We start from the raw sequence: 26061 nt of genomic DNA on the forward strand, positions 1-26061 counted from the left end.
TGTAACCCCTAGATAGGGTGAGTTACACCTTTGTTCATAAGTAATAGGTAGAATCGCAGCTTAGGGATGTGTGGCTGTTTAAATTCTATGGTTGTTTTTATGTATGAATTTGATTTAGCGAACTGGGATGATACCCATACTTTGGCGGCGTCCAATAGACAAAAGCATAAATTGCTGTTGTTTATCTGTACGATCTTGAGCAGCATTTATATTGCAATGACTTATGTAAATGTAATCAATGAGCGGCTGCTTCTGGCTGTGCTTGATGGCGCCTTTGTCTGCTCTTTAATTGCAGCATCCCTGTGGATGTATTTTAAAAACAGCACCTTACCCGCAGTGATTGTCTTTCTTGTGCTGTTTTTATTGGTCGTATCAGCTACAACACCGATAGCCACTCTCGGGGTAACTGGCACATTTTGGTGTTACCCGATATTGGTCAGTTCAGCTTTTGTGTTACCCGTCTGGGTCGGCTTATCGGTTAATGCAGGTGTTATTGTATTGTGTGGTGTCTTTGGTTTTCAAACTATCGAGCAAGGCCAATGGTTTCGTATTGAGGCATCATTGATCACTGTCGCTACGTTAGCTCATGTGTTCGCTTATAAAATCCGTAAAATGCAAGAGTTGTTACGAGTGCATTCAACGACGGACCCTCTCACTGGCGCTTACAATCGCCGTCAACTTGAAACTATCTTGCAAGACAGTATCGCCTTTGCCAAAGAGTTCGAACGTCCTTGTGTGCTAGCTATCCTTGATTTAGACAATTTTAAGCGTATTAACGACGAGCTGGGTCACAATGCGGGGGATGACGCTATTGTCAATCTTGTGGAGTTGCTCAAAAATAACTGTCGCTCTACAGATTTAGTTTTTCGCCACGGTGGTGATGAAATATTGCTACTCTTGCGTGATGTTAAAATGGTTAATGCAAAGGACTTGTTAGAGAAGATCTGTCGTAATATAGATAGCAGTCAGAAGATACCCACCAGTAGTAGTATTGGTGCTAGCGCTATTATCGGTGAAAGCGCTCGTGACTGGCTTGCCGCTGCTGATAAAGCACTGTATCAAGCAAAGGAAAACGGCAAAAATCAGCTGGTTATGAATGACGATTGTGCAGAAAAATTGAAGTTTTCTTAAGCCCGAAACTCTAGTAGGCAAATCAAATCATATAGGCTACTGAATTCAAAAGGAGCCTTTATGAACCACTTTATCCAGCCATTGCCCCTCAAACTGGCAAAGTCTTCCCTTATTATTTTAGCCTGCAGCGTCTTTGTGGCGGCATGTAGTAGTACTCCTGAAAAAGAAGGCTTTAGTGAAAATTTTGTTACTCAAATAAGCGAGGACGGATCAAAACGCTTTCAATACACTTTGCAGAAGGGAATCCCGGACGGCGGTCGCAAGCGAGGCGGTCGAGTGAAGGGTGGTGGTATGAAAGGGGGCGGAATGATGGGGGCCGGAGGAGCTCGTCGTGGTCAAGGCGATGATAAGAATCGTACCGATATGATTGCCAAAATGCAGGAAAAAGTAAAAGCCCAGGCGCAGGGCTCCTTAGAAGAAAAACTAGCCGAAGTGGAATTTTGTCGTGAAGGTTATATGGTATTGCATGAAGCTTTTACTATGGGCCGTTCTCAATTGCTGGGCGAATGTAGAGATACGGCTAGCGAGGAAGATCGACAGCGGTTTCCTAATTCTTCCAGCGAACCTATCACTAACGGCCCTTACAGCATGCCAAAGAGCTTACCCTAAACTTGCCGTTATATATTCACTCAAACGCTGGGCGGCTTCGCTTTGCTCGCTCGGCTGTTTAACTAAACTAATTCCAATTTTACCCAGCTTGGGTAGTCGGGTAGAGTTATTGATGACTTTTAAACCTTCGGGAACACTACTCTTCGCAAGGACTGTGACACCAAGACCTTCTTCGATGGCCGCTTGAATACCCGATAGGCTTGGGTTGGTGTAACTGATTTTCCAAGGTAAGCCAGCCTCGGCAAGCATGGTGTTGGCACGGTTACGGTAAATACAGCCTTCCGGTGCGACGATTAATGGCAAGACCGAGCGCATATGGCAGTCATGGCTATGACTGCTTACCCATACCAGCTCGTCTTCTTTGATTAACTCTGTACCTGCTTTATCAGGATCGTCGTGGAGTACCAAAACCAGATCATATTGTTTTTGAGCGCTGGCATTCATTAGGTTGCGGCTAAGATCACTAATAACCTCTAAATTGACGTTAGGGTAGGTGTTGGCAAAACGACTGAGAATTCTGGGCAGGAGGGTCGTCGCAAATTCACTCGGTATGCCTAATTTTAATTGGCCGCTAACACTGGTGGCATTAAAGCTCGCCACGGCCTCATCATTAAGCGCTAATATACGCTTGGCATAATAGAACAGCTGCTCACCGGTTTTGGTAAGCTCGATATTTTGCCCGTTTCTTGAGATAAGCTTTTGATTTAAAAGCTCTTCTAACCTCTTGATTTGTAAGCTTATAGCGGGTTGTGAACGGCCAAGTAAATCACCGGCTTGGGTAAAACTACCCAGTTCCACAATCGTTACAAACGCTCTTAATACCTCTATCGGCAGGTTTTTCATCACTCCTCTCCTGCTTGCCCCCGGGAAAGATAACGACCTTCCATTTGGGATCTGTCATTAGTAATTGTTATGAAGACATTATAACTATTAATTTAACAAATCGTTAAGCGCTGATTAGTATCCAATCAAACTCCTGTCCGAACCACGAATTGAGGGAAAGCGATGTTTGATTATAACGATAAAATTGCCAATTTTGATCAAGAACTTTGGGCGGCTTTGGAAGCTGAAGATCGCCGTCAAGAAGAACACATTGAATTGATTGCTTCTGAGAACTATACCAGCACGCGTGTGATGGAAGCTCAAGGTGCTCAATTGACCAACAAATACGCTGAGGGCTATCCGGGTAAGCGTTACTACGGCGGTTGTGAGCATGCTGATGTGGTAGAGCAGTTAGCTATCGACCGAGCCAAAGAGCTGTTCTCAGCTGATTATGCTAATGTCCAGCCGCACTCAGGTTCGCAAGCAAACGCGGCCGTTTACATGGCCTTGCTTCAGCCAGGTGATACTATTCTTGGTTTGTCTTTAGATCACGGTGGTCATTTAACCCACGGTGCAAAGCCTAATTTTTCAGGCAAAATCTACAATGCCGTGCAGTACGGTCTGAATCCAGAAACTGGTGAAGTGGATTACGATCAAGTAGAAGCTTTAGCCCTTGAGCATAAACCTAAAATGATCGTTGCAGGCTTTTCGGCTTATTCATTAGTAATGGATTGGCAGCGCTTTAGAGATATCGCCGACAAGGTAGGGGCGTACCTATTTGTAGATATGGCGCATGTTGCCGGCTTAATTGCGGCGGGTCTTTACCCTAACCCCGTGCCAGTAGCCGATGTGGTCACCACCACTACCCACAAAACCTTGCGTGGCCCACGCGGTGGTCTGATTGTTGCGCGCTCTAACCCTGAGATTGAAAAGAAACTTAACTCAATGATTTTCCCTGGAATTCAGGGAGGACCATTAATGCATATTATTGCAGCGAAAGCGGTAGCCTTTAAAGAAGCCCTTGCTCCCGAGTTTAAGGACTATCAGCAGCAAGTTGTTAACAATGCTAAAGCTATGGCCAAGGCCTTTCAGCAGCGTGGCTATAAAGTTGTCTCGAATGGCACTGAAAACCATTTGTTCTTGTTGGACTTGATTGACAAGGGGATCACCGGTAAAGCTGCTGATGCTGCTTTGGGCGAAGCAAATATTACCGTTAATAAAAACACTGTACCAAACGATCCGCAATCACCGTTTGTTACCAGTGGTGTTCGTCTCGGTACGCCTGCAGTAACCAGTCGCGGCTTCAAAGAAGAGCAAGTTTCTGAGCTGGCCAACTGGATGTGTGATGTTCTCGATGACATTGAAAATCGCGAAGTCATTGAGTTGGTGAAGGAAAAAGTGCTTCAGCTTTGTGTGCAATTCCCAGTTTACGTTAACAAGTAAATCTGGATTAGGTGATTAACATGGCGATCAGTATTTTTGATCTGTTTAAAATCGGAATAGGCCCCTCAAGTTCTCATACCGTTGGGCCTATGAAAGCTGCGCAGCAATTTGTTGAGCAGCTTAAATCTGATGGATGCCTATCTCAGGTGGCGAGAGTTAAGTCAGAGATGTTTGGCTCTTTGGGGGCTACTGGTGTTGGACACGGAACCCCTAAAGCGGTCTTGTTGGGTCTCGAAGGTGAACAGCCAGAAAGCGTCGTAGTGGCAGATATTAGCGCTAGGGTAGCGGGCATTCGTGAACAGGGTCAGATTAATTTGGCGGCTTGTCATAAAGTGGCCTACCAAGACGAGACAGACTTGATTCTGAATCGCCGTAAAGAGCTTCCATTTCACTCTAATGGTATGCAGTTTAGTGCCTATGCCGAAGATGGATCTTTAATAGAAGAGCGCTGTTTCTACTCAGTCGGTGGCGGTTTTGTTGTCGGCGAAGATGAAGCGGGCAATGATGCCATTATCGAAGATGCTCGTGAACTCGCATTACCTTTTTCTACGGGTGCCGAACTACTGGATATATGCCAACAAAAGAACCTTCGGATTTCGGATGTAATGTGGGCTAATGAAGAGGCTTGGCGGCCAGCATCCGAAACGCGCAATTACCTTCACAATATTTGGCGTACCATGCAGGAGTGCATTGATAACGGTATAGCCGCTGAAGGAATTTTGCCTGGTGGCTTGAAGGTCAGCCGAAGAGCAGGTCAATTGTATCATCAGCTTTTACAGCGACCCGAAGCTTCTCTCTCAGATCCACTTACGGTACTGGACTGGGTAAGTCTCTATGCATTAGCAGTGAATGAAGAAAACGCCGCTGGCGGAAGAATTGTAACTGCACCAACTAATGGTGCGGCCGGCATTGTTCCCGCAGTGCTTAACTACTATCGACAGTTTGTGCCAGGTGCCAATGACGATGGTGTAGAGCGCTTTTTATTAACCGCGGCTGCTGTAGGCATTCTATATAAAAAGAATGCTTCGATTAGTGGCGCGGAAGTTGGTTGCCAAGGTGAAGTGGGCTCTGCTTGCTCTATGGCGGCCGCGGGTCTGGCTGAAGTGTTAGGAGCGACTCCAGAGCAGGTAGAAAATGCGGCGGAAATCGCTATGGAGCATAACCTTGGTTTGACTTGTGATCCTATTGGCGGCCTGGTTCAGGTTCCCTGCATTGAGCGTAATGCGATGGCTTCAGTAAAAGCGATTCATGCCGCGAGGATGGCTATCCGCGGTGATGGCTCTCATTTTGTATCACTTGATAAAGTGATCAAAACCATGCGAGATACCGGCCGTGATATGCAAGCCAAATACAAAGAAACAGCACGTGGAGGCTTGGCCATTAACGTAGTTGAAGTCCCCGTTAACATTGTTGAATGTTAATAAAAGCCTGAAGTAATAATAACGAATATTTTACGAGTATCGAGATATGACAGAAGAATTGAAAACTCCACTTTACGACTTGCATGTCGAGCTCGGCGCAAAGATGGTGCCATTTGCAGGTTATAGCATGCCGGTTCAATATCCGCTTGGAATTAAAGGCGAGCATTTACACTGTCGCGATCAGGTAGGGCTATTTGATGTTTCTCATATGGGGCAGCTGATTATTCGCGGAGCGAATGTAGCATCAGCCCTTGAGAAGCTGATCCCCGTTGATTTAGAGGCGTTAAAACCTAATCAGCAAACCTATGCGGTTTTGACCAATGAGTCTGGAGGCATTTTAGACGATCTTATTATTTGTAAATGGGACGAAGAGACATTCTTCTTAGTTGTTAACGCCGCCTGTAAAGAACAAGATATTGCTCATCTTCAATCGCACCTAAAAGATTTCGAATTTGAAATTCTTGAAGATCAGGCCTTATTAGCGATGCAAGGTCTTAAAGCGGCTGCTCTTATGCAAGAGTTAGCACCGCAAGCTTGCGAGCTGACCTTTATGAATGGCTGTCATAGTGAAATTGATGGTATGCCGGTATATATCACTCGTTCTGGGTATACCGGTGAAGATGGTTTTGAGATCTCTGTGGCCAATGCGCAGGCTGAAAAACTAGCTCGCTTATTATTAAGCTACAAGCAAGTTGAAGCTATTGGCTTAGGGGCTAGAGATTCACTTCGCCTAGAAGCTGGTTTGTGTCTCTACGGACATGATATGAACACCGAAACAAGCCCAATCGAAGCTTCTTTGATTTGGAGTATTAGTAAGACTCGCAGAGCCGGTGGAGAGAAGGAAGCTGGATTTTTAGGTTCGGCAAGAGTTTTGAATGATATTGCCGAAGGGGTTTCACGTAAACGTGTTGGATTTTTAGTCGAGGGTCGAGTTCCAGTGCGAGAGGGCGCAGGGATATTTGACGCTGATGGTAACCAGGTTGGTGAAGTTACCAGTGGCGGCTTTGGTCCTAGTATTAATGCACCCGTAGCAATGGGCTATGTCCCAGCATCACTGGCCAAAGCTGATACAAAGTTGATTGCGCGAGTGCGCAATAAAGACATTCCGATAACGGTAGCTAAAACACCTTTCGTGCCACAACGCTATTTCCGTGGTTAATCTCAAGTCGATTGAATTAAACAATAAATAATGGTGAATATGATGAGTGAAATGAAGTTTACAAAAGACCATGAATGGTTATTGATTAATGGTTCCCAAGCGACAGTTGGTATTACTGAATTCGCCCAAGAGCAACTGGGAGATGTGGTATTTGTCGAGCTTCCTGAAGTAGGCAGTGAATACGATCAGGGCGACGAGGTGGCTGTGATTGAATCTGTTAAAGCGGCTGGTGAAATTGTTGCTCCATTAGCTGGAACTGTGGTTGATGTGAATGAAGAGCTTGCTGATAACCCGGAGTTGGTTAACGAGTCACCGCTGCAAGATGGTTGGTTTGTGAAAATCCAACTGAAAGATGGCGTGGATCTTAGCGAACTGATGACTGAAGAACAGTATAAAGAATTTACCGCCGATTAAGTTAATTTGTGAATCAGAAAAACTCTGGCTCTAGGTTTTATCTTAGAGTCAGAAATATAGATTTATATTTGTTTCCTGCTGAATATTGAGCTGGGTGGACATACCGTGCCCAAGCTTAGTACTTGGAGCTGTGTATGTTACAACCTAAAAAGACCATTAAAGAGCTTGAGAATTCAAGCGAATTCATCGCTCGCCATATTGGAGTTAGTCACCAAGATAGAGAAAAAATGCTGGCCTATCTTGGTTACGATTCTATGGCTAGCTTTATCTCTGCCGTAGTCCCTGAAAACATTCGATCCAATGGTTTACCAGGGCTTGCTTCCGCGTTTAGCGAATCAGCAGCCTTGGAAGAATTGAAATCGACTGCTGAAAAAAATCAAAGCTTTCGTTCCTTGATAGGTCAGGGGTATTACGATAGTCGGCTACCTACCGTAATCTTACGTAATCTATTAGAAAATCCAGCTTGGTATACGGCTTATACGCCTTATCAGCCAGAAATTTCTCAGGGTAGATTAGAAGCGCTGTTTAATTTCCAAACCCTGATCACTGAACTGACAGGGATGGAAATCGCCAATGCCTCCATGCTAGATGAAGCGACTGCGGCGGCAGAGGCGATGACTCTATGTCAACGTATGTCAAAATCAAAATCTCGACGTTTCTTGGTGGACCCACAGTGCTTACCTCAGACCATCGATATTCTTGCAACAAGAGCCGAGCCACTTGATATTGAGTTAGTCATTGCTGATCCACTCCAAGCCGAATCCCAAGACGATGTTTTCGGGGTCTTGTTGCAATACCCAGCGGCTGATGGAGAGCTGAGAGATTACTCCACGCTTATTGAAACTATCCATAACAATAAAGGTCTTGTAGTTTTTGCAGCAGACCCTCTAAGTTTATTGTTACTAAAGTCTCCTGGTGAGTTGGGTGCGGACGTGGTTATTGGTTCTGCACAGCGTTTTGGTGTGCCGCTGGGCTTTGGTGGGCCGCACGCGGCGTATATGGCCACTAGAGCATCATTTAAGCGTTCTTTACCGGGTCGACTGGTGGGCAATTCTGTAGACAGTAATGGAGAGCCTGCATATCGTTTGGCGCTGCAAACGCGTGAGCAGCATATCCGCCGTGAAAAGGCGACCTCCAATATTTGTACTGCTCAGGTACTGTTAGCCGTTATTGCTAGCATGTATGCGGTATATCATGGCCCTGCTGGCCTTCGTAAAATCGCAGAACGCGTGCATAGCTTGTGTAGTGTCTTCGCACAGGGACTTCGCCAGCTTGGGTTTGAAGTAAAAAACAAATCTTGGTTTGACACGCTTACCGTTCATAGCGGGGCAGAGACCGAAGCGATTGTTAATCGTGCTCGTGATGCGGGCATTAATTTACGATTAGTTGATGACTCGCAGCTAGGCCTTTCTTTTGACGAGCTGAGCTCGCGATCTGAAGTCAGTAAACTCTGGGAGATATTCAAGCCGGAGGGCGAATTAAGCTTTGACGAAATTGAGGCCCAGACAGCCTATATTATTCCCGGTAATCTTCTGCGCAATGATAAGTTGTTAAGCCAAAACGCTTTCAATCAATATCATAGCGAAACGCAGATGCTACGTTATCTGCGCGAGCTTTCAGATCGTGATATCGCTTTGGATCGAGCGATGATTCCGCTGGGCTCCTGTACCATGAAGCTAAATGCTAGCAGCGAAATGCTGCCTATTAGCTGGCCAGAATTCGCTAACGTTCATCCATTTGTGCCGCTTGATCAGGCCGAGGGCTATTTGCAAATGATCGGTGAGCTTGAGGATATGTTGTGTGAGATTACCGGTTATGACGCCGTCTCTCTGCAGCCTAACTCAGGTGCTCAAGGTGAATATGCTGGTTTGCTAGCGGTGCGCGCCTATCATGAAAGTCGTGGGGAAGGGCAGCGTGACATATGCCTAATTCCAAGTTCTGCACATGGAACCAACCCAGCTTCCGCACAGATGTGTGGCATGAAAGTGGTTGTCGTGAAATGTGATGAGCAGGGTAATATTGACGTCGCCGATTTGCGAGAAAAGGCCGAGCGCCACAGTCAAGATCTTGCTGCCATTATGGTGACGTACCCGTCGACCCACGGTGTTTTTGAAGAGAGTATTGTTGAGGTGGCCCAGATCGTTCATCAACATGGTGGCCAGGTTTACGTAGACGGTGCAAACCTAAATGCCATGGTAGGTTTGTGTCAACCCGGAAAGTTTGGTGGTGATGTATCCCACTTAAACCTTCATAAAACGTTTTGTATTCCACATGGCGGCGGTGGTCCTGGTGTTGGCCCTATTGGGGTCAAGGAGCATCTTGAGCCATTCCTGCCTGGCCATCGTGTCTTGTCTGCTAGCTCAAAAGGCGCGGCAGTATCAGCCGCCCCATGGGGCAGTGCGAGTATTCTACCGATCACATGGATGTACATTCGTATGATGGGCGCAGCGGGCTTGCAGCAAGCGACTGAAGCCGCGATTTTAAATGCGAACTATCTAAGCAAGCGCTTAAGCGAGCACTACCCGATCTTGTACACCGGCCGAAATGGCTTAGTAGCTCACGAATGTATTGTAGATTTAAGGCCAATTAAAGAAAGCTCTGGAATCAGCGTCGATGATGTCGCTAAGCGCTTGATTGACTATGGCTTTCATGCACCAACGATGTCATTCCCGGTTGCAGGAACCTTGATGATTGAGCCGACGGAAAGTGAGTCGCTCTGGGAAATTGATCGTTTTTGTGATGCCATGATTCAGATCCGCGAGGAAATTCATGCGGTTGAAGATGGTGTATACAGCTTGGAAGACAACCCCTTGGTGAATGCGCCCCATACGGCTGCATCTATGCTGCGTCATGATTGGCAACACTGCTATTCTCAGGGGTTAGCGGCTTATCCTGTCGATTCTTTGCTGCGTCAGAAATACTGGCCACCTGTGGGGCGAGTCGATAATGTTTATGGTGATAAGCATTTGGTATGTTCATGCCCTCCAATGAGCGATTACGAATAACACTTGGTTCTGAACTAAAAGCCATGGTGATTTCACCATGGCTTTTTTTTGAGGTTAACGATGATGAAATCTGAATCTGTAATACCGGTTAAGCGAAGTGAAAGACATAAAGCGGGTGAAAAACATCGCGATGCTGCAAAGCTAGAACGAATTCCCGTAAAGGTAATACCTACTACTGAAATTCCGCGAAAGCCAGCGTGGCTGCGAAGCAAATTGCCAGTGTCTGCTGAAGTGTCTCGAATAAAAAAATTGTTGCGAAAAAGTAGCTTATCGAGCGTATGTGAAGAAGCCTCCTGTCCAAATTTAGGTGAGTGTTTTTCAAAAGGGACAGCAACTTTCATGATTATGGGAGAGATATGCACACGCCGATGTCCCTTTTGTGATGTTGGCCATGGTAAGCCTAAAGCTTTGGATGCCGATGAACCTAAACAACTGGCCTCAGCGGTTGCAGAATTAAAGCTCCGCTATGTGGTTATCACTTCAGTAGATCGTGATGATTTGCGAGATGGTGGAGCAGAACACTTTAAGTTATGCATTGAGGAAATCCGAGCGGCTGTGCCAGGGATTCAAGTGGAGATTCTTACACCAGATTTTCGCGGCCGTATGGAAGTTGCCTTAGAGAAGCTATTGTTATCACCACCCGATGTCTTTAATCATAATCTTGAAACTGTACCTCGTTTGTATCGACAGTCTAGGCCGGGCGCAAATTATCAGTGGTCTCTCGATTTATTAAAGCGTTTTAAAACCGCCAAGCCTGATGTCTTGACTAAATCGGGTTTGATGGTTGGTCTGGGTGAAGAAAAGCAAGAAATCTTTAGTGTCATGGAGGATATGCGAGCCCATGAAGTGGATATGTTGACGATTGGCCAATATATGCAGCCAAGCCGTGATCATCTTCCTGTGCAACGCTTTGTACACCCAGATGAGTTTGCGGAGTATCGTGAGTACGGCATGAAGATTGGTTTCAAGCATGTTGCTTCTGGGCCGTTGGTTCGTTCTTCTTATCATGCCGATCTTCAACTAGGGTCTACTTTTGAAAGTAATGATTATTGAGTTAAAGATTTAATATTTTTATCGAGCGACTGCCGGGGCAGCGCTCCTTCGGCTTAGATCTTTTTGTCATTAAGACATAAAGCCAAGTGCGAATCTTGAGTTTTGGAACAATTTAATACGCTTATAAAGCGCAATTTTCTACTCACATACTGCCGATTGGTGCAGTTTTCTTGTTCCTCATTCGCTGTTTATCACGAAAGTCTCACGGCCTAGTCCCTTTGGCTTAACGCATTTAAAAAGTAAATGTGTCCATATTGATTATTAATTTCTACGCCAAAACTTTCTGCGCTAGGATCAAGCTTCCTCCGAATGACTGCGCATTGAGTTTATCAATTGCAGAATAATTAATAACGAAGCGATGATGAGGAATTATCGATGGAAATACTGAATAATATCGTTAGCACGATTAATGGAGTAGTTTGGGGGCCCTATATGTTGGCGCTCCTGCTCGGGACGGGCATCTTTTTAACCTTGGGCTTGAATGTTATGCCCATACGTAAAATCCCCACTGGCTTTAGGTTGTTATGGGGCGGTCGCCGTAGTGATCGTTCGGACGCCGGTGAGCTTTCTCCATTTAATGCGCTTATGACCTCGCTTTCGGCAACAGTAGGTACTGGTAACATTGCTGGTGTTGCTACTGCGGTTGTATTGGGTGGCCCAGGCGCTTTGTTCTGGATGTGGATTACCGCTTTAGTGGGTATGGCGACAAAATACTCCGAGGCGGTGCTAGCGGTTAAATACCGTGAAGTGGATGAAGAGGGTAATCATTCCGGTGGCCCTATGTACTACATCCGTAACGGCTTAGGTGAGAAGTGGACCTGGCTGGCCGGCGCATTCGCTTTCTTTGGTGCCTTTGCTGCCTTCGGCATTGGTAACACGGTACAAAGCAACTCGGTGGCCGATGGCTTGAACAGTGCTTTTGGTATTCCAAACTGGATATCCGGCTTAGTTCTCTTTGTGCTTGTTGGTGCTGTTGTACTCGGCGGCGTTAAGCGTGTCGGTGAAGTGGCAGGTAAGCTTGTACCACTTATGGGTATCGGATACTTCCTTTGTGGTCTTGTCGTACTTTTTGTAAACGCCGCTGAAATTCCTGCCGCCTTTGCCTTGATTGTCGATTCTGCCTTTAACGGTCACGCGGCAACCGGTGGCTTCGCAGGTGCTGCGATGGTCGCTGCAATTCGCTTTGGTGTTGCACGAGGTGTGTTCTCTAACGAAGCGGGCCTTGGTAGTGCAGCAATCGCTCATGCGCACGCTAAAACTAAAGATCCTGTGAAGCAGGGTATGGTAGCGATGCTAGGTACCTTTATCGATACCATCATCGTTTGTACGGTAACCGGTCTAGCAATTGTATCTACTGGTGTATGGCAAACCGGCGTAAAAGGTGCACCATTAACTGCTGCGGCATTTGAGGCTAGCTTGCCAGGTGTCGGTGAATATATGGTTGCTATTAGTCTAGCCATCTTTGCATTTACTACCATCTTGGGCTGGAGTGTTTACGGCGAGCGTTGTGTCGAGTTTTTGTTTGGCAAAGGCGCTATTAAACCATTCCGCTTCGTATGGGTATTGGTTGTACCGGTAGGTACTGTAGTTGGCCTAGACTTTGTTTGGCTGCTTGCAGATACCTTCAATGCCCTAATGGCACTACCTAACTTAATTGCTCTTCTATTACTAAGCCCCGTTGTATTTAAGCTGACACGCGAGTACTTCAATAAGAAAGAAAATAACGACAGTGCAGCTAACGAGGCTTAAGCCTCACCTTTAAAAAACACTACTAAAAAAGACAAGCGGATTGCCAGCTTTCGGGCTGGCAAGGGGCCTCTTCGGCCTTAAAAAAAGCCGCACTACAGGAATATCAGAGGTAAAACATGAAAACTACTCTAAGCAAAACAGTTCTAATGTCATCACTACTGTCAGTTGCTTTCAGCAACTCTGCTTTGGCGGATGATGCAAAGATGGAAGCTCTCGAAGCGCGCATTGCTCAGTTGGAGTCTTTGTTGAAACAACAAGTCCAGGTTCAAAAAGCTCAAAGTGCAAAGTTGCAATCTGTGGTGGTGAATGTTGAAGATGTAGAACAAATCGCCAAGGCTGCTAAAAAAGCAACAGTTGAGTACAAACCCAAAGCATCAAATTATGGTTTAAATATCTATGGTAGCTTGCGACCACGTCTGACCTTACGTGATGAGGGAGATCGTAGCAGTACCGATATTACTGATGCACTGTCACGTATTGGCATCAAGGGCAGTAAGAAGATCTCGTCGGGTTTGACCGCTTTCTACCGCGGTGAATGGGATGTCGACATCGAAGCAAATGGTAACTTTGGTGATGCACGCCTGGCTTTTGTAGGCTTGGAAGGTGACTTTGGGCGCGTAGCGATTGGTAAGCAGTGGAGCCCTCATTACAACCTAGTAGCTGAGCGCTCAGATATCTTTAATCACCGTTCTAGCCCATTTGGTTACGATACCGTAGCCCCATTTAGAACAGCAGAGCTATTAAGCTACAGCTATAGCAACGGTGGTTTCCGCCTAGATAGCGGCGTGCAGATTAATGGTGACCCAGCCATCGCAGGAAATTCCGGTGATAGCTCGCGTGCATCAGGGCCAAGTCATGTGGATTCAGGCTCCTTTGGCATGAGTTACGACTTTGGCAACGCTTATATCGGTGCTTCGTTTTTACAGCAGCAAGGTGATAATGATTACGAACGTGATTTGTTGGGTATTGCCGGTAGCTTGAACGCCAGTGAAAACTTGTACTTGGCCTTTACTTATCAGGATATTTCCGTATCTGAATTAGCAGCTCCGGAGCTGGATCAATACACATTTGATCTCGTCGGGTCTTACTCACTTGGCGACGGTTACAAATTAAAAGCCGGCGTTTTTGTTTTTGATGACGATATCAACGGTGCTGATTCTGACAGTCACGACGGTTACAACATAACCTTTGAGAAACAGTTCAGCGATGTACGATTGTTTGCCGAATGGTTAACTCGTGACTTTGACTACAGAGACGAACGTAACACCCTTAGCTTAGGCTTGCGTTACGACTTTGATTTGGCGCTGTAGATCAATCCCTCATAGAGGCAATTTATAAGTTTTTCAGTGTAGAGCAGCAGTATGGCCAAGTGATCTTCAATAGCTTGGTCCATTCCCCCGTAAGATATGGGCTGGTAGTTTCAGCCCACTTCTCGCACGTGTAGCCCTTCCTGCGAGGGCTACCAACGCTTTCCCGGCTCTTCGTGGCCGGGCTTTTTTCCCGTCTAGCTAAGTCTCCGTTTACTGTTGTGCGTAATATATCATTTCGCCGTGCTGGCATTGTCATGGAGCATTTCAGCTTATTTCTTTAATCTCTTCAGCTATAAAACATAATAACGAGGAGATAAGTGATGAATGCAATAGAAGGCGGTGTATACACTCCAGCTGGGAGCCAATATTCGAAGGCGAGCCCTACAATAAAAACTACGGCAGCTCCATTAAGCGCTGCAATAACGTCAGCTGTGCTGATGACGCTTATGCCGCTGGCAAATGCTCAAGGCAGCTTAGAGGAAGTTATTGTCACTGCTCAAAAGACGGAAGAGAGTCTGCAAGATACTCCAATTGCTGTCTCGGCATTTACCTCAATGGCTATCGAAAACAAAGGTATTGATAATATCGCGCAGGTGGCTAACTTTGCCCCGAATCTGGTTTTTGATACTACATCTCCTGTGAGTGGCCTGTCTTCAGGTGCAGTCGTGTACATTCGTGGCATAGGTAATACTGATTTTAGTTTAACTACAGACCCGGGAGTCGGGACTTATGTTGACGGCGTTTATATGTCGCGCTCGGCCGGTGGCGTGCTTGATGTATTAGATGTAGAGCGAATTGAAGTTTTACGCGGGCCCCAGGGCACGCTATTCGGGCGCAATACCATTGGTGGTGCAATAAATATTACTTCCCGAAAGCCGGCCGATGAGTTTCAGGGCAAAGTAGATCTTACATTAGGCAATGATAGTCGTCAGGATGTAAAAGCGGCCTTTGATATTCCAATGGGGGATTCAATACGTAGCGCTTGGGCCTTCTCCAGTAAAAAACGCGATGGCTATGTTCAGCGAGTGAGTGTTGGTGATGAATTAGGTGATGAAGAAAAGTTGTCTTTTAGAGGCAATATTATCTATGAGCTTAATGATCAATGGGATTTCGCTTTAAACCTAGATTACACCGACATCAATGAATCGAGTGCGGCTTCGGCCTTGCTAGGGTTTACCGCAGGGGCCGGAGTTGTAGGTTATGCATTGGCGAACTTTTCTGATATTCCGTCAGGCATAGCCGATCTATCGCAATACATTCCGCGTCGCGCAGAAGATATTACTTATGCCACTGGAAAATCGGGCACCAAGCTTGAAATTCAGGGCGCTGCTTTTATTGCGAATTATCACGCAGAGAACTTTGATCTAAAATATACCTTTGCTGATCGAGAGACTGAGGGCGAATTTAATCGCGACCCTGATAATTCGCCCCACGCCATTACCGAAACTCGAAATCCTGATTATCAACATGAGCAGACTAGTCATGAGTTTCAAATTAGCGGTAGCTTGCTAGACGACAAGATTAAATATGTCGGTGGGTTGTATTATTTTGAAGAGCAGGGCACAGACAATGTATTTGTTGATGTTTTTTTACCGACTCCTGATTTAAGTGCCGGTTTCCCCGCAACAATCAATAATTATGCTGATGTGGATAATACTTCTGAGGCTGCTTATCTTCAGCTGAGCTGGCAGCTCAATGATGTCTTCAGTATCACAACGGGCCTTCGACATACCCGAGACGAAAAATTCTTTCGTTACACTCAATACATAGGCGCGGATGATCAGGGGAATGGCTATCCATTTTTTCCAGGCGCGGTTAACGAGGATGGAGTTTTTACAGCAGGTTTAGCTCCATTGGTAGGTAATGGCAGCGGGCAGGCCAGAGATACTTTTGAGCAGAACAATTATAAATTGGGTATGGATGCTACGCTGGAAGACGGTACATTGCTTTATTACAGCTTTTCTCAAGGCTTCAAGAGCGGCGGTTTTGTATTGCGTTATGTAGAGGCTGTTGATGAGGTACGAACCTTCGAGCCTGAAACGCTCGATAGCCATGAAATCGGTATTAAATGGCAGGGTTGGGATGATCGCCTCAGGGTAAACGCTGCGGCTTATTGGTCCGACTATGAAGATGTGCAAGTCACTTTTTTCGACAGTCTAGGTGGCCCCGTTACCGCGAATGCCGGTGTTGTGGATATCAAGGGTCTAGAATTTGAAGTAACGGCGATTTTGTATGAAAACCTACAAATGGATATGGCCTATGGCTACACCGATGCCAGTTACGATCAGATTAACCCTATTGAGGGCTTGTCTCTTACTATCGATGAAAATGCTAAGTTGGTTAACACTCCAGAGCACTCTTTCAATCTCGGTTTTGAATACCTTATACCGCTCGAAAGCAATGAGTTAGCGTTTCGAGTTGACTACCGTTACACCGATGAAATTCACAATGATTCTCAGAATTCACGCTTTCTCTTAGAGCAGGCTAATGAGCTTTGGAATGCCTCTGTGCGCTATAGCCTAGGGGATGAAATTGATTTGGTGTTGTTTGCTAAAAATCTAAAGGACGAGCGTTATATAGAAAGTGGCGATTCTAACTTTGGTTTAGGGTTTCATGAGGGGAACTTCAACCGCCCGCGGGAATACGGTTTAACACTGCGCTATAGATTTTAAGAATAGATTCAATAAAGGCTACGAATTGGAGTAGATTATGACAAGCGTATTTAAAGCAGCCGCGGTACAAGCTGCACCTGAGTTTATGAATATTGAGGCTGGGGTAGATAAGGCTATTGCCTTAATCGAACAGGCTGCCAGTCAAGGTGCTGCTATAGTAGCGTTCCCAGAGTGTTGGTTGCCAGGATATCCTTGGTGGCTGTGGTTGTCAGCAACCGCTCATAATATGAAGTATTTTCAGAGCTACCATGAGAACTGCATTGAGCTAGGCGATCGACACTGCCAGCGTTTATGTGATGCGGCTCGTGATAATAAAATAATGGTATCGATGGGCTTTAGTGAGAGAGATCATGGCTCCCTGTATATTGCACAAATGTTGATATCCGATGCTGGTGATATTTTACAAGCGCGCAGAAAGCTAAAGCCAACTCATATGGAGCGAACTGTCTTTGGTGAGGGTGATGGCAGCGATTTTGATGTTATTGATTGTGGTATCGCTAGAGTTGGCCAGCTTTGTTGTTGGGAACATCTTCAGCCTTTAAGTAAGTATGCAATGTATAGCATGCACGAACAGTTGCATATTGCCGCATGGCCAAGCTTTAGTTGCTACCCGGAAGCCTTCGCATTGGGTGCTGAGCTCAATAATGCCTTGTCCCAAGTCTATGCCGCAGAAGGGCAGTGCTATGTGCTAGCGCCCTGCGGTGTGATTTCTTCACAGATGATTGATATGTTGGTTGAAAATGATGAACAGGCTCAGCTTATCTCAACAGGTGGTGGAGCCGCGCAGATATTCGGGCCTGATGGCCGACCGTTATGTACGCCACTTTCTGATCATGAAGAGGGTTTGCTGGTGGCCGATATCGATCTATCCGCCATTACTATCGCAAAGAGCTTTGCTGATCCTGTTGGGCACTATTCCAGACCTGATGTTACAAGGCTGCTGTTAAATCGTCAGGCGATGACTGCTGTTGCTGACGCTGCGAATGAAACGGTTCAAGTCGAAGAGGTCGTAATAGAAGAAGATGGTTGATGACAAATTGCCTAAGGTAGATTACCACTAGCGATAAATTTCAATATAACAATAAGTAAAATGCATCGAGGTCGTAATATGAAAAATAATATGCCGCCTAATTGGCAGCCGCCAGCACCAGCGTGGCAAGCCCAGTGGGCTGACCATCAGGATTTACGTGTGGCTTATTTTGCTATTCAAGCTGATCAGCCGGATTTGTTGGAATCGTGGTGTAAAGAATACTTTGAGTTAAATGACGATCCTCAGTGCCCTAGGCCCCTGTTGTTGGAACGGGGCCACTTTTTAGATACCGTAGCGCAGAGCAATTTTTTGATTATCAGTTACTGGCGTGAGGATGACTATCAGCGTTGGTGGGCCAATGCTCATGTCTCCTGGTACGAAATGGCGCAGGGCAACAATATCGGCTTTTGGCGCGAGACTTTATGCCTGCCTTTGGATAACTTTGAAACACTATTATCCAGCCCTGATGTTCACGGTATTGCGAGTTGCAGCGATAGCTTAGAAGGGCCGATATTAGAGCACGGTTATCCTGGTGGAATGCGAGATAGAATTAAGTCCTGTACTCTCAAAGACGTGCGCAGCAATACAAAACCCGCAGCGGTGTTGAATTCAGAGCAATCGATTATACGTATTGTTGCGCCTGAGAATTTGTGCATGATCCGCTCAGGGCAAGATTGGGGCCATTGCGATGTAGATCAAGCTAGAGATTACCTTGAAAATGTACACCCTGTGCTTCAGGTAGGTATGAATTATCTACGTGATAAAGGTGATGAATGTGATTGTTACAGTATGCGCTTAGTGGACGTGCTTGATGATTCCTGGGGAAAGACTAAGCAGACATTTGGGCTGGGTTTTGCTAAAGATATTTTTGTTTTTGAAAACTGGGCAAAAAATCATCCTACACACCTCGATATATTTGGAAAGTTTATGACCATGGCTGAACGCTACGGCGAAAACCTTCAACTACAACTTTGGCATGAGGTGGCGCTGTGCTCGGGCAGTGCAGGGGAATTTGAGTATATACAATGCCATGCAAAAACTGGCATATTACCCTTTGCCCATTACGAATAAGCGGTGTTTCATAATAATTGTGGGCTGGTTTGAGAGGTGACTATGAGCTTTCTTCTGCAGCAGGGATACACTCGATCAACTAATGATGTTCCAAGTCAGGAGCGTGAAGCATTCTGGTGTGATGCGGTATGCCAAGAGTACGTTAAGCTCGACTGCAATATTGATACGCAAAGCTCATTTAGCGGATCGGTTCGTGGTGGTGTTGGGCTTTCCAAACTGCGTTTTTCCGAGGTTTTGGCTGACCCCCAAGAGGTGCGTCGCGATAAGTATTTAATCTCTCAATCCACCGAAGAAGATTTTTTGATTAGCTTTCAGCTAAGCCAAGAAGGCTTTGTTCGTCAAAGCGGGCGTGAAGCACATTTAAAACAAGGGAACTTTGCCTTATACGATAGTACCGAGCCATATACCTTATCGTTCAACAAGCCATTTCATCAATTAATTATTCAGATGCCTAAGGATGTTTTGCGACAACATTTGTTGGAGCCAGAGCGTTATACAGCGGTGTGCATTGATGGGCAGCAGGGCATAGGGGCGGTCTTGTCTAACTTTATTCTCTCTTTAGCGCAGGAATTAAATACTGTGCCTGATGTGTGTGATGAATTGTGTGATAATTTATTGAATATGATTGCTATGGCTTATAGCTCTTCTGTTCAGGTTAAGAGTGTAGTGGACAGTCAGCAATTGCAAGACACTCTAAGAAAGAAGATACTGCGATTTATCGATAATAATTTATCCGAGCCAGAGTTAAATAATCAGAAGATTGCCGATGCCCAAGGTATTTCACTTAGGTACTTACAAAAACTATTCGAGGGGCAAGAGCATAGCCTTCATCAAATCGTGTTAGATAAAAGGTTGCAAAAGGCCCAAGCCCTACTTTTGGATAAACATGGCTCGGTATCAAACTTAGAACAATTGGCCTACAGTTGCGGATTTAATAGCTACGCACACTTCTCACGTAGTTTTAAAAAACACTTTGGTCTATCGCCCAGTGAGCTGAAAGCTTAGCTGTTTGTTTTTAACTTTGGCTTTTGAACAGAGTGGATAACGTAATCACCCTCAAGGTAAACAACAAAACTAGCATAGTGCCACTGACTTATCGGTGGTTGTCCTACGGGGCCAGTAACATGATTAGGTTCTCCAAAATCACGTAGTAACTGTTTGCTATTTAAGCCTCGTTTGGGAAGCTCAGAGTCCACGGTTCCTTGACTGCCAATTGGTACTCGGATTTGCTCGGCATGCGCTATGGAAACGAATGAAGCGCTTAAAAGCAAACTGCTTGCAATGACTGAAGTATTAAAGAGGGCACGATTTATTTTTTTGTTTAGCAAGTAACTGCCAATCATAATCTAGTCCTTTTCCCTAAGTGTGTGTCTAAAGTGCTTTGTTATAGGAATATAATAAGGGATATAGAGGGAAGATTGTAGCTGTGTTTTGCTAGCGGCTGTGCAGGGTAGCTAGCTCTCTTTAAGAGCCTTCGCAGTGTTTGACCCAAGGCTAATAGGTCGAGTGACTCTCACTCTAGGCCTTGCTTACGTCGATGGCTCTGCATTTGCTTCTTGAATACGCGGCGAGTGAGCTGCTTTTGTTGCTCATCATCAATATCGCAAAAAGCGATCGCAATTTGATGTCCTTTCGGTACAGCGGCTAAACAACGAACCACTCGGCCATATAGGAACAGCTGCCATGCTTCCTCGCTAATGCCTAGCGAAACAGCCATATAGTCCCCAACGTTAAGTGCGGTATCGTGGTTAAAGGCTAAACCTCCTTCACTCAGATTAAGTTTCACCATGTGTTGAGCACTTTGGCTTTGACACAGATGTTGGCTTATTAGTTGAGTCTTACGGTTAAGCAAGCCCAGATAGATAGCAACACCTCGATGTTCTTTGGCAATATCTCGCAACAAATTCTGACCTTCATCGTCTAATTTGCTGAGTTCAGCTAGGAGTTGCTGCTCACGCTGTTGTGTAAATAACTCACTCGCTGGGTGATAACGCATGGTTTTGCGCTCAACAAGCTTAAAGTCGAAATGCAACTGGTCATCCACTCGGTAGTGGCATCGTCTATCTCGATCCGGTGTATCGGATTTCGTGCTCTTGGGCTCAGGTAATGATGAGTCAGTCATATTGCTTAAATCTTTAGGCTTATGCTGAAAGTCTAGCAGCTAATCAATGCTTTGCTCTGTCTCTTAAATCATCTTTTTCTTATTCTGGACCAGTGGTTTTTATGTGTTTTATGGGCTGATCAAAATATCATCAATGGCCTTGTCGTTATTGCTTGATATCGAAAGCATCTTAGCTGCTGTTATAATAAGCTATTAATTTATAAAGGAATTCGTTTTAATAAAGCTATGTCAAATCTAGCGCGATTTATAGGGCTTCGGTATACCCGGGCTAAAAGCAGTCATCAGTTCCTTTCTTTTGTTAGCGGCTTCTCATTTATCGGAATGATGCTGGGTGTAATGGCCTTGGTTATCGTCTTATCGGTTATGAACGGCTTCGATAAGGAGCTTAAGCAGCGTTTATTGGCGGTGATTCCCCATGGTTTTATTGCCACTGAGCCTTACACCGAGGATTGGCAATCACTCGCAAAGATTGCTAAACAGCAGTCAGATGTGACCGGTGCCGCCCCTTATATTGAAGGCTTTGCTTTACTGTCACATCGCGGTCTAAATATGGACAGTGCCTTAGTGGCAGTTGACCCAGACCTTGAAAGGGAAGTTTCCATTATTGATCAGCATATCATCGCTGGGGACATGGCCGAACTCCAAGCAGGGGAGTACGGCATTGTGATTGGCCGAATACTGGCACAAAGGCTTAGAGCCAATATTGGCGATAAGATCACTCTAACGCTCCCGGAGGTCAGCATCACTCCGGCCGGTGCTTTTCCTCGCAGTAAACGTTTTACCGTGGTAGCGGTCTTCAAAGTAGGGGCGCAAGTTGATCAGTCCCTAGCCATGATTCATTTGCAGGATGGTAAAAAGCTCTTCAAATTGGGTAATAAAGTCCACGGTGTGCGTGTTGCCTTTAATGATATTTACCAAGCCGAAGCAGGTTTAAAGGCTATTCAAGCGGCCAGCCCTCTAAACACAGTCACTAAAAGTTGGGCGCAAACCCAAGGCAGTCTTTTCCAAGCGATGAAGATGGAGAAGATTATGATAGCCATCATGTTGTTTTTAATTGTCGCCGTGGCGGCTTTTAATGTAATCACCTCTTTGGTGTTGATGGTGGCTGATAAGCGCAGCGATATAGCGGTTTTACGAACAATGGGAATGAGTCAGCGCCAGGTGATGGCGGTGTTTGTCACTCAAGGCATGGCTTTGGGTGGTTTGGGAATTCTATTGGGCTTGCTGCTGGGCTTGCCGCTGGCTTATTGGATCGGAGATTTGAGTCAATATATTGAGTCCTTAAGTGGCCAGCAATTGTTTGACCCCGATATCTATTTTATTGCTGAACTTCCCTCAGAGGTTCGCTTCCAAGACGTTTTGATTGTCAGTGTAATTGCCTTTGTAATTACCTTGTTGGCTACCTTGTACCCGGCCTACCGCGCCAGTCGAATTGAGCCCGCCGAAGCCTTGCGCTATGAGTAAAACCTTAAAGACCCTTATTGGATACATGGAAAAGAGATTATGAGCGCTGTTTTGGAATGCGTTAATTTAAGCAAGTCCTATGATGAAGGGCCCGAGCCCGTTCATGTTTTAGAGGGTATTGATTTCAGCTTGCAGAGTGCGGAGAGAGTCGCAATTGTTGGGGCCTCTGGATCAGGCAAATCCACCTTGTTAAATCTTTTGGGGGGCTTGGATCAGCCAAGTTCAGGTTCAGTGACTTTGAGCGATCAAGAGTTTTCTTCATTGAGCCCCAATGAGCGCGGTCAAATGCGCAACCGTCATATGGGTTTTGTTTATCAGTTTCATCATTTATTGCCAGAGTTTAACGCCCTTGAAAATGTCGCCATGCCATTGATGATAGGCGGCCAGAGTTTTGCTGCTGCCAAAGATGCCGCGGCGCAAATGCTGGCTAAGGTAGGTTTAGCCGAGCGCCTAAGTCATCGCCCTAGTGCATTATCTGGCGGTGAGCGTCAGCGCGTAGCTATCGCCCGCGCATTAGTGAATAAACCTGATTGCGTGTTGATGGATGAGCCTACCGGTAATTTGGATGCGGAAACTGCAGCCGAGATTGAATCTTTGATCAGTGATTTAAATCAGCAGTTGGGCATTAGCTTTATACTGGTGACCCATGATCAAGCTTTGGCCATGCGAATGGATCGAGTATTGAAACTGTCAAAAAGAAAACTGCAGCAGGTTGAAAGTCTATGATTCGCCAATACGCACCACTGATAGGCTTGCGCTACAGTGGCAGTCAGCGCAAAGGCGCGGGCTCAGTCTTGGTGAGCTTTATCTCTCGGCTTTCGATGGCCGCGATGATTTTGGGCGTGGCGGTATTAATTGTCGTCTTGTCTTTGATGAATGGTTTCGAGGCTGAGTTGCGCCAACGTATTTTAGGTTTGGTGCCTCAGGTGTCCGTGTATCAACGTGGCGGTATTGAAGATTGGCAAGGCTTGGCAAGGCAGTTAAAAGATAAGCCAGAGGTGACAGCGGTAGCGCCCTTTGTAGAAATGCAAGGCTTGGCGAATCGCAAAGGTAAAACCATGCCTGTCGTGCTCTATGGTGTAGAACCAGAAAGAGAGCTAAAAGTTTCTGTTATTGGCGAGTTCATCGATGAGGCCAAATTAATGGCTTTATCCCAAGAGTCACAGATTCCACAAGTGATTATTGGCTCGGCCTTGGCCAAAAAGCTTGAGCTAAAAGTCCAGCAGAGCTTTCGTTTAGTGATCCCTGCTGAGCGACGTGGAAAAAGCGCAAAAATCGAAGTCTTGAAGGTGCTGGATATCGTCCATACAGGTACCGAGTTGGATCAGCACTTAATACTAGCTGGCTTAGCGCAGGCTGCAAATTTATCACCGCATCGAGATAAGATTACCGGGCTGCGTTTATCCTTAAGTGATTTAGATTTGGCGCCACAGCTGCGTCTATTTTTAAGTCAGGAGCTTGGTTACAGCTACTATGTTTCAGACTGGACCCACAGCAAGGGCAATCTGTATCACGGCGTAAAGATGTCCAAGCGATTGGTGAGCCTTATTCTGCTGTTAATCATCGCCATTGCGGCGTTCAATGTGATTTCAACCTTGGTAATGGTAGTTATCGAAAAGCAGGGCAGTATCGCCATCTTGCGCACTATGGGCGCAAGCACGGCGGGAATTATGACGATATTTGTTATTCAAGGGGCGGTTATTGGTTTTATCGGAGCAGGGGTCGGTGCTGCCTTAGGCGCTTTGTTGGCAACATTGCTGCCTCAAATGGTTGCGGGCTTAGAGAGCTTATTAGGCTTTCAGTTTCTGCAATCGGATGTTTACCCCATCAGTTATGTGCCGTCGGATTTGCGTTTAGAAGATGTTCTGACGATAGCACTAAGTACCTTATTGATGAGCTTATTGGCTTCGCTTTACCCAGCTTGGCGAGCAGCGAATATTGGGCCTGCGCAGGTATTGCGCTACGAATAGCCAATCAGAAAGAGTAGATTAGAAGAAAGAATTGTTAACGAGAAAGAGTAGAGGCCGCTAAGTTTATTTAGTGGCTTTTTTTCTTCTTGCTTCTTTCCGTTTTTCCCAGTTACTAACCACATGCCAGCGCCAAAATCCTTGTATAAACAGATAGCCAAGGCAGCCAAACAAAATTGCACAAAATAAAGAGCCCGTAAGCAGTGGTACCCACAGTTTTGGAAACTCATGTTGCATCCAGGCCCAAGATAACTCGATGCTAAATTCTAGCTCCGGTGTTTGAAGCATCCAGGCGCCCAAACGATAGCAGGCATAAAATATGGGTGGGATTGTAATTGGGTTGCTAATCCAAACTAAGCCTACAGAAATAGGCAGGTTGCTGCGCAAGACAAATGCCATAAGGGCAGCCATCACCATTTGGCCGGGGAGAGGCACAAAGGTGCAGAATAAGCCCACAAAGAATGCGACAGATACCGAGTGGCGATTTAAGTGAAATAAATTAGGGTCGTCCAGCAAGGAGCCGAGTAGGTGCAGACCGGGTTGGCGCTTGATCTTCTCCGGATCGGGGATCCAGCGCTTTAACAACTTCTTTGGCATTCGGTCTAGCGGCCCTGTTAATTGGCTTGATGTGGTTTAACGGTTGTAGAGCCAGAATTATGCCTTGTAATTGTGACAACCACTAGACTGAAATACCGCTATCTGCGTAAAAGTTGATTTCCATTGCTCTTGATTTGCTTTTATGAAGAGCGTTTTTATAGCTTTCTGGCATATTGTCGACAAAAGTAGAGCCTTCCTCGCCTTGACAGGGGCTATTTTGGCCAATAAACTGCTTTTCCATTAAAGATTGTCAACAATCTTGGGGTTGGAGCTCAGTAACAGGCTTAACTGTGTGCGAAATGCTTCAATTGTCTGCAAAGTGATCAAATGGTGCGCCCTTGGAATCTATTCCACTTAGAACCATCGCGGATAAGGTCTTTCAGGATCTCGTGACCGCTATTGTAGAAGGCAGCATTCCCGCCGGCAGTAAAATCTCAGAGCCCGAACTCGCCAAATCCCTAGGTATTTCACGTGGACCTCTGCGTGAAGCTATTGCTCGACTTGAAGCCTGTGGCTTATTAATACGTAAGCCCAATGTAGGCGCTAGGGTCGTCACTCTATCCGCTCAAGACATGATAGAGATCTCTGAAGTTAGAGAGCCACTTGAAGGTATGGCCTGCCGCTTGGCAGCCGAGCATCGCAGTGACGAAGATCTCGCCGAGTTGCGTCGCTTATTGGAGCAGCACATGACCATGGATGCCTTACAAAAGGGGCAGTCCTATTATCAAAAAGAGGGTGATCTGGATTTTCACTACCGTATTGTCCAGTGCTGTAGAAACCAGAAGTTGATTGGTCTTCTCTGTGACGATCTCTATCACTTAGTACGCATGTATCGCTACCAATATGGCATGTCTAGCCCACGCGCCCACCGAGCCTTTCGTGAACATACCCAGATTATCGATGCCATCGAAGATCGCGATGGTGAACTGGCCGAATTCTTAATGCGTCGCCATATCCGAGCGTCGCGTAACAATATTCAAGCTCGCCTTCTACAAGAAGCCGAAGCACAAGTTAGTACCTAA

The 26061-nt window shown here is 45.8% G+C and carries 22 protein-coding genes; 18 read left to right on the forward strand and 4 right to left on the reverse strand.

What is annotated here, in order from left to right; all coding sequences use genetic code 11:
• Positions 1-99 precede the first annotated feature (99 nt).
• Both Q1A08_RS00730 and Q1A08_RS00735 read left to right on the forward strand, forming a co-directional pair.
• Positions 100-1131: a GGDEF domain-containing protein gene (locus Q1A08_RS00730; RefSeq protein WP_299768260.1), complete on the forward strand. Its 1032-nt coding sequence runs from the start codon at positions 100-102 to the stop codon at positions 1129-1131.
• 60 nt (positions 1132-1191) lie between these two features.
• Positions 1192-1740 (forward strand): hypothetical protein, encoded by a 549-nt coding sequence (locus Q1A08_RS00735; RefSeq protein WP_299768262.1) that lies wholly within the window; start codon positions 1192-1194, stop codon positions 1738-1740.
• On the opposite strand, the gene Q1A08_RS00740 is transcribed toward Q1A08_RS00735, so the two are convergent.
• Positions 1732-2583 (reverse strand): LysR substrate-binding domain-containing protein, encoded by an 852-nt coding sequence (locus tag Q1A08_RS00740; RefSeq protein WP_299768265.1) that lies wholly within the window; start codon positions 2581-2583, stop codon positions 1732-1734. The two genes, Q1A08_RS00735 and Q1A08_RS00740, sit on opposite strands and share 9 nt — an antisense overlap.
• A 162-nt stretch (positions 2584-2745) precedes the next feature.
• On the opposite strand from Q1A08_RS00740, the gene glyA reads away from it, so the two are divergent.
• The 12 genes from glyA to Q1A08_RS00800 all read left to right on the forward strand — a co-directional run bounded on the left by glyA (position 2746) and on the right by Q1A08_RS00800 (position 19894).
• Positions 2746-4005 carry a serine hydroxymethyltransferase gene (gene glyA, locus Q1A08_RS00745; RefSeq protein ID WP_299768269.1) on the forward strand — a complete coding sequence of 420 codons (1260 nt, stop codon included), beginning with the start codon at positions 2746-2748 and terminating at the stop codon, positions 4003-4005.
• 20 nt (positions 4006-4025) lie between these two features.
• Positions 4026-5426 carry an L-serine ammonia-lyase gene (locus Q1A08_RS00750; protein ID WP_299768273.1) on the forward strand — a complete coding sequence of 467 codons (1401 nt, stop codon included), beginning with the start codon at positions 4026-4028 and terminating at the stop codon, positions 5424-5426.
• 46 nt (positions 5427-5472) lie between these two features.
• Positions 5473-6585: a glycine cleavage system aminomethyltransferase GcvT gene (gcvT, locus tag Q1A08_RS00755; protein WP_299768276.1), complete on the forward strand. Its 1113-nt coding sequence runs from the start codon at positions 5473-5475 to the stop codon at positions 6583-6585.
• Positions 6586-6624: 39 nt separating this feature from the next.
• Entirely contained in the window at positions 6625-6999 is a 375-nt protein-coding gene (gene gcvH / locus Q1A08_RS00760) for a glycine cleavage system protein GcvH (protein ID WP_363323482.1), read from the forward strand.
• Between the two features lie 134 nt (positions 7000-7133).
• Complete coding sequence (gene gcvP / locus Q1A08_RS00765; protein ID WP_299768282.1) at positions 7134-10004, forward strand: aminomethyl-transferring glycine dehydrogenase; 2871 nt, start codon at positions 7134-7136, stop codon at positions 10002-10004.
• A gap of 63 nt (positions 10005-10067) precedes the next feature.
• Positions 10068-11057: a lipoyl synthase gene (gene lipA, locus Q1A08_RS00770; protein ID WP_299769894.1), complete on the forward strand. Its 990-nt coding sequence runs from the start codon at positions 10068-10070 to the stop codon at positions 11055-11057.
• 375 nt (positions 11058-11432) lie between these two features.
• Positions 11433-12806, forward strand: coding sequence for a sodium:alanine symporter family protein (locus tag Q1A08_RS00775; RefSeq protein WP_299768285.1), 1374 nt, complete (start codon positions 11433-11435; stop codon positions 12804-12806).
• A 116-nt stretch (positions 12807-12922) separates the two neighbouring features.
• Complete coding sequence (locus Q1A08_RS00780; protein WP_299768288.1) at positions 12923-14116, forward strand: porin; 1194 nt, start codon at positions 12923-12925, stop codon at positions 14114-14116.
• Positions 14117-14436: 320 nt separating this feature from the next.
• A complete protein-coding gene (locus Q1A08_RS00785) occupies positions 14437-16788 on the forward strand; it encodes a TonB-dependent receptor (protein WP_299768291.1) in 2352 nt (783 codons plus the stop codon).
• A gap of 37 nt (positions 16789-16825) precedes the next feature.
• Entirely contained in the window at positions 16826-17818 is a 993-nt protein-coding gene (locus Q1A08_RS00790) for a carbon-nitrogen hydrolase family protein (protein ID WP_299768294.1), read from the forward strand.
• Positions 17819-17896: 78 nt separating this feature from the next.
• Positions 17897-18889, forward strand: a complete 993-nt coding sequence (locus Q1A08_RS00795; protein WP_299768296.1) for a phenylacetaldoxime dehydratase family protein — start codon at positions 17897-17899, stop codon at positions 18887-18889.
• A gap of 42 nt (positions 18890-18931) precedes the next feature.
• Positions 18932-19894, forward strand: a complete 963-nt coding sequence (locus Q1A08_RS00800) for a helix-turn-helix domain-containing protein (protein ID WP_299768299.1) — start codon at positions 18932-18934, stop codon at positions 19892-19894.
• Here Q1A08_RS00800 and Q1A08_RS00805 read toward each other — a convergent pair.
• Both Q1A08_RS00805 and Q1A08_RS00810 read right to left on the reverse strand, forming a co-directional pair.
• Entirely contained in the window at positions 19891-20232 is a 342-nt protein-coding gene (locus tag Q1A08_RS00805; protein ID WP_299768302.1) for a hypothetical protein, read from the reverse strand. The two genes, Q1A08_RS00800 and Q1A08_RS00805, sit on opposite strands and share 4 nt — an antisense overlap.
• A gap of 170 nt (positions 20233-20402) precedes the next feature.
• Positions 20403-21011 (reverse strand): PilZ domain-containing protein, encoded by a 609-nt coding sequence (locus Q1A08_RS00810; RefSeq protein ID WP_299768304.1) that lies wholly within the window; start codon positions 21009-21011, stop codon positions 20403-20405.
• Between the two features lie 225 nt (positions 21012-21236).
• On the opposite strand from Q1A08_RS00810, the gene Q1A08_RS00815 reads away from it, so the two are divergent.
• The 3 genes from Q1A08_RS00815 to Q1A08_RS00825 are packed head-to-tail and all read left to right on the forward strand — an operon-like array spanning position 21237 to position 24445.
• Entirely contained in the window at positions 21237-22475 is a 1239-nt protein-coding gene (locus Q1A08_RS00815; protein ID WP_299768307.1) for a lipoprotein-releasing ABC transporter permease subunit, read from the forward strand.
• 39 nt (positions 22476-22514) lie between these two features.
• On the forward strand, positions 22515-23201 hold the full coding sequence (gene lolD, locus Q1A08_RS00820) for a lipoprotein-releasing ABC transporter ATP-binding protein LolD (RefSeq protein WP_299768309.1): 687 nt from the start codon (positions 22515-22517) through the stop codon (positions 23199-23201).
• Complete coding sequence (locus Q1A08_RS00825; protein WP_299768312.1) at positions 23198-24445, forward strand: lipoprotein-releasing ABC transporter permease subunit; 1248 nt, start codon at positions 23198-23200, stop codon at positions 24443-24445. Before lolD ends, Q1A08_RS00825 begins: the two co-directional genes overlap by 4 nt.
• A 63-nt stretch (positions 24446-24508) precedes the next feature.
• Here the strand turns inward: Q1A08_RS00825 and Q1A08_RS00830 are convergent, their stop codons facing one another.
• Complete coding sequence (locus tag Q1A08_RS00830) at positions 24509-25039, reverse strand: DUF2062 domain-containing protein (protein WP_299768315.1); 531 nt, start codon at positions 25037-25039, stop codon at positions 24509-24511.
• 338 nt (positions 25040-25377) lie between these two features.
• On the opposite strand from Q1A08_RS00830, the gene Q1A08_RS00835 reads away from it, so the two are divergent.
• Positions 25378-26061, forward strand: a complete 684-nt coding sequence (locus Q1A08_RS00835; RefSeq protein WP_299768318.1) for a GntR family transcriptional regulator — start codon at positions 25378-25380, stop codon at positions 26059-26061.

It is taken from the genome of uncultured Pseudoteredinibacter sp., from assembly GCF_947500695.1.
GTDB lineage: Bacteria > Pseudomonadota > Gammaproteobacteria > Pseudomonadales > Cellvibrionaceae > Pseudoteredinibacter.

What these genes read in the sequence shown, in the direction of transcription:
- Q1A08_RS00825 (WP_299768312.1), top strand. Translation starts at nt 23,198, where the DNA reads ATGATTCGCCAATACGCACCACTGATAGGCTTGCGCTACAGTGGCAGT.
- Q1A08_RS00785 (WP_299768291.1), top strand. Translation starts at nt 14,437, where the DNA reads ATGAATGCAATAGAAGGCGGTGTATACACTCCAGCTGGGAGCCAATAT.
- gcvH (WP_363323482.1), top strand. Translation starts at nt 6,625, where the DNA reads ATGATGAGTGAAATGAAGTTTACAAAAGACCATGAATGGTTATTGATT.
- Q1A08_RS00810 (WP_299768304.1), bottom strand. Translation starts at nt 21,011, where the DNA reads ATGACTGACTCATCATTACCTGAGCCCAAGAGCACGAAATCCGATACA.
- lipA (WP_299769894.1), top strand. Translation starts at nt 10,068, where the DNA reads ATGAAATCTGAATCTGTAATACCGGTTAAGCGAAGTGAAAGACATAAA.
- gcvP (WP_299768282.1), top strand. Translation starts at nt 7,134, where the DNA reads ATGTTACAACCTAAAAAGACCATTAAAGAGCTTGAGAATTCAAGCGAA.
- Q1A08_RS00790 (WP_299768294.1), top strand. Translation starts at nt 16,826, where the DNA reads ATGACAAGCGTATTTAAAGCAGCCGCGGTACAAGCTGCACCTGAGTTT.
- gcvT (WP_299768276.1), top strand. Translation starts at nt 5,473, where the DNA reads ATGACAGAAGAATTGAAAACTCCACTTTACGACTTGCATGTCGAGCTC.
- glyA (WP_299768269.1), top strand. Translation starts at nt 2,746, where the DNA reads ATGTTTGATTATAACGATAAAATTGCCAATTTTGATCAAGAACTTTGG.
- Q1A08_RS00800 (WP_299768299.1), top strand. Translation starts at nt 18,932, where the DNA reads ATGAGCTTTCTTCTGCAGCAGGGATACACTCGATCAACTAATGATGTT.
- Q1A08_RS00750 (WP_299768273.1), top strand. Translation starts at nt 4,026, where the DNA reads ATGGCGATCAGTATTTTTGATCTGTTTAAAATCGGAATAGGCCCCTCA.
- Q1A08_RS00775 (WP_299768285.1), top strand. Translation starts at nt 11,433, where the DNA reads ATGGAAATACTGAATAATATCGTTAGCACGATTAATGGAGTAGTTTGG.
- Q1A08_RS00730 (WP_299768260.1), top strand. Translation starts at nt 100, where the DNA reads ATGTATGAATTTGATTTAGCGAACTGGGATGATACCCATACTTTGGCG.
- Q1A08_RS00805 (WP_299768302.1), bottom strand. Translation starts at nt 20,232, where the DNA reads ATGATTGGCAGTTACTTGCTAAACAAAAAAATAAATCGTGCCCTCTTT.
- Q1A08_RS00740 (WP_299768265.1), bottom strand. Translation starts at nt 2,583, where the DNA reads ATGAAAAACCTGCCGATAGAGGTATTAAGAGCGTTTGTAACGATTGTG.
- Q1A08_RS00830 (WP_299768315.1), bottom strand. Translation starts at nt 25,039, where the DNA reads ATGCCAAAGAAGTTGTTAAAGCGCTGGATCCCCGATCCGGAGAAGATC.
- Q1A08_RS00735 (WP_299768262.1), top strand. Translation starts at nt 1,192, where the DNA reads ATGAACCACTTTATCCAGCCATTGCCCCTCAAACTGGCAAAGTCTTCC.
- Q1A08_RS00780 (WP_299768288.1), top strand. Translation starts at nt 12,923, where the DNA reads ATGAAAACTACTCTAAGCAAAACAGTTCTAATGTCATCACTACTGTCA.
- lolD (WP_299768309.1), top strand. Translation starts at nt 22,515, where the DNA reads ATGAGCGCTGTTTTGGAATGCGTTAATTTAAGCAAGTCCTATGATGAA.
- Q1A08_RS00815 (WP_299768307.1), top strand. Translation starts at nt 21,237, where the DNA reads ATGTCAAATCTAGCGCGATTTATAGGGCTTCGGTATACCCGGGCTAAA.
- Q1A08_RS00795 (WP_299768296.1), top strand. Translation starts at nt 17,897, where the DNA reads ATGAAAAATAATATGCCGCCTAATTGGCAGCCGCCAGCACCAGCGTGG.